Source organism: Bradyrhizobium sp. (assembly GCF_049581145.1).
GTDB lineage: Bacteria > Pseudomonadota > Alphaproteobacteria > Rhizobiales > Xanthobacteraceae > Bradyrhizobium.
The window spans coordinates 1-2,196 of the sequence record NZ_JBAURI010001340.1 but is presented as its reverse complement, the minus strand read 5'-3'; the positions used below and the strand labels follow the sequence as shown (position 1 = coordinate 2,196).

Sequence of the window (2,196 nt, the reverse complement as noted above, 5' to 3'; positions counted from 1 at the left end):
ATCAGCAGATTCTTGTCGGCATCGAACAGGCAGATGCCCTGCGACATGTTGTTCAGCGCGGTATCGAGACGCTGCTTGCCGAGCGCGAGCTGTCGCTCGGAGTCCCGTCTCTCCTGCGACATCTGCCAGCCGATCAACAGGAAGATGGCGACGATCACGACCGTCACCAGGCAGGCGACCACGATCAGCAGCCTGGTCTGTTCGCGCCAGTCTGCGAGTGCAGCATCGGTCGTGATTGCCGTGACGATGACAAGGGGAAAATTGTGCATCTGGCGCGCGGAAGCTATGCGGTCCACGCCATCGACCGGGCTGATGGAGCGCAGTGTCGCAGGTTCTCCAGGGTTCGCGATGGCCTGTTGGAAGATAGGTGCCGAGCGGACGTTCTTTCGGGTCATCTCATCGACATGGGGAAACCGTGACAGCAGTTCGCCGCTGACGCCGTCAATCGAGATGATGGTGCTATTGCCAAGATCCAGCGTGTCCAGAAATTTCTCAAACTGATGCGGATCGACCCGTCTGACCATGACCCCGAGGAAGACGCCATTCGCGTTCGTCAGTCTGCGGGCGAGGATCGTGGTCGGCTTGCCGGTGACCCGACTGACAACTGATTCCGCAAGGGTAGTCGCCGATGCCGAATTGGCCTTGAACGACCGGAAATAGCTGCGATCCGCGATGTTGATATCAAGAAGGGCCCCAGCTTGCGAGGTGTTGATGAGCTGACCGTCGGAACCGTACAGAAAGACATCGCCGGTGTCGAAGGCTTCGCTGATTTCTCTGTGCAAGAGCTCGTGGATGGCATCTGTGGACAGCCGCTGCCTGAACTCCTCAGGCGAGGCGATCTCGGCAATCGAGAGCCGCAGCGCCAGATGCGCTTGGGCGTCGGCGAAGTCCTCGAATTTCTGGTCGAAATGGTGGGCGAGCAGAAGTGTGGTATTCTCAAGATCACGCGCGCTGACCATGATCGCGCGTTCGCGAAAGCTGTTGATCATGACCGCGGTGCCGATCGCGATGCCAGCGATCAGCAAGATGCCGCTCAGCAAAATGGAGATAATGCCGAGTCTCGAATGCGTGGCTTTGCCGGTTTCCGGACCGAGTTGTCCGGCCCAAGCTGGTCTAGAGCCGGATCGGTCGAGCGCGATTTGAGAATTCCCCACGGTTAGTCCTCTTGCAACAGCGTAGGGGCCTTTTGATTGAAAAAGCCTTATAGACTGAGATGTTCTCGCTGCGCAGCCTGGACATCGAGTACGCCATCGCGGTCGAATCACGATGGCAAAGTTCCTGCCGCTTGCGTCCATTGCGCCTAACGGCAACGCGCGACAATAGCGCTGGGCGCCGCGTCGACCTGGCCGATGCGAGCAAAGTATTGCCAAAGAGGTGCCGTGCTTCTGCGGTCTCCGATCTTTACACCCGACTAACCGTGATGTGCAAAAGGAGGTGCGTCGGAGAGTCAGATGTTCAAGTTCGAAACGGTAGATCCAAAAGTGGCTCAGCGTTTTCGGGTGGCGCAGTACAACGGCAAGCACGCCGCCGTTGAGACCGATGGCGCGACCATCACCGGACTGGTGCGATCGGTTGTTGAACGGGAGGCGCGCGATCCCACCCGCTGGACGATCTCGATTGTCCCGATGTCGTCGAAGGTGAAGCAAGCATGAACTTTTAGTCTCTAAGCCGACCCGAAACCCGCAGCTCCGAGTGAGCGGGGCCGCTCGCTTCGCACCCCATTCGGCCTTCGATCTCCCGAAGTCCCATCGGATGCGCCGCTCAGGCAGAGCATCGAGATCCGGTGCGTCGTGACCTGTGGCTGACCGAGTGCCCTCTGGCGCTTACCGCGCGATATGGTTCGCGATCGGGATCGATGTGCAGCACGATGCGAGCGACCTCGCGCCAAGCGGCGCCTTCGGCGCTTACGTCGAGCACCCGCAGATAGGTAACAACGTGTTCCTCGTCGTAAAGCATCAACGTCCAAATTTTCGGTGCCGTGTCGGCAATGTCGGGATCAAGCGGCACCTTCGGAACGGGCGTTCTCTCGACGGTAGGTTCGATACTAGGGTCCCGTGACTCCCTTTGATGGTCGCGAAGCCCGGCTTCCGGTCAAAATGCGGGACCCGGATCCCGGCCTTGGATGACGGAGGCACAAGGCTATCGGGCCGCTTCATTTTTGCGCTAGATCAGAATCGGGGCGCCTTGGCCCCTGTA

General features: G+C 59.3%; 3 protein-coding genes. 1 reads left to right on the top strand and 2 read right to left on the bottom strand.

Going from position 1 to position 2,196, the window contains the following annotated elements; all coding sequences use genetic code 11:
- The coding region (locus WCB02_RS42645; RefSeq protein WP_423969215.1) for a cache domain-containing protein at nt 1–1,295 on the bottom strand (1,295 nt) is incomplete at its 3' end.
- Between the two features lie 156 nt (nt 1,296–1,451).
- Here WCB02_RS42645 and WCB02_RS42640 point away from each other — a divergent pair.
- Complete coding sequence (locus WCB02_RS42640; protein ID WP_423969213.1) at nt 1,452–1,652, top strand: hypothetical protein; 201 nt, start codon at nt 1,452–1,454, stop codon at nt 1,650–1,652.
- Between the two features lie 109 nt (nt 1,653–1,761).
- Here WCB02_RS42640 and WCB02_RS42635 read toward each other — a convergent pair whose 3' ends face one another.
- Nucleotides 1,762–1,956 carry a hypothetical protein gene (locus WCB02_RS42635; RefSeq protein ID WP_423969217.1) on the bottom strand — a complete coding sequence of 65 codons (195 nt, stop codon included), beginning with the start codon at nt 1,954–1,956 and terminating at the stop codon, nt 1,762–1,764.
- Nucleotides 1,957–2,196 lie beyond the last annotated feature (240 nt).

Bases quoted from the DNA above. Each gene is read 5' to 3' on its own strand.
- WCB02_RS42635 (WP_423969217.1), bottom strand. From the start codon at position 1,956: ATGCTTTACGACGAGGAACACGTTGTTACCTATCTGCGGGTGCTCGAC.
- WCB02_RS42640 (WP_423969213.1), top strand. From the start codon at position 1,452: ATGTTCAAGTTCGAAACGGTAGATCCAAAAGTGGCTCAGCGTTTTCGG.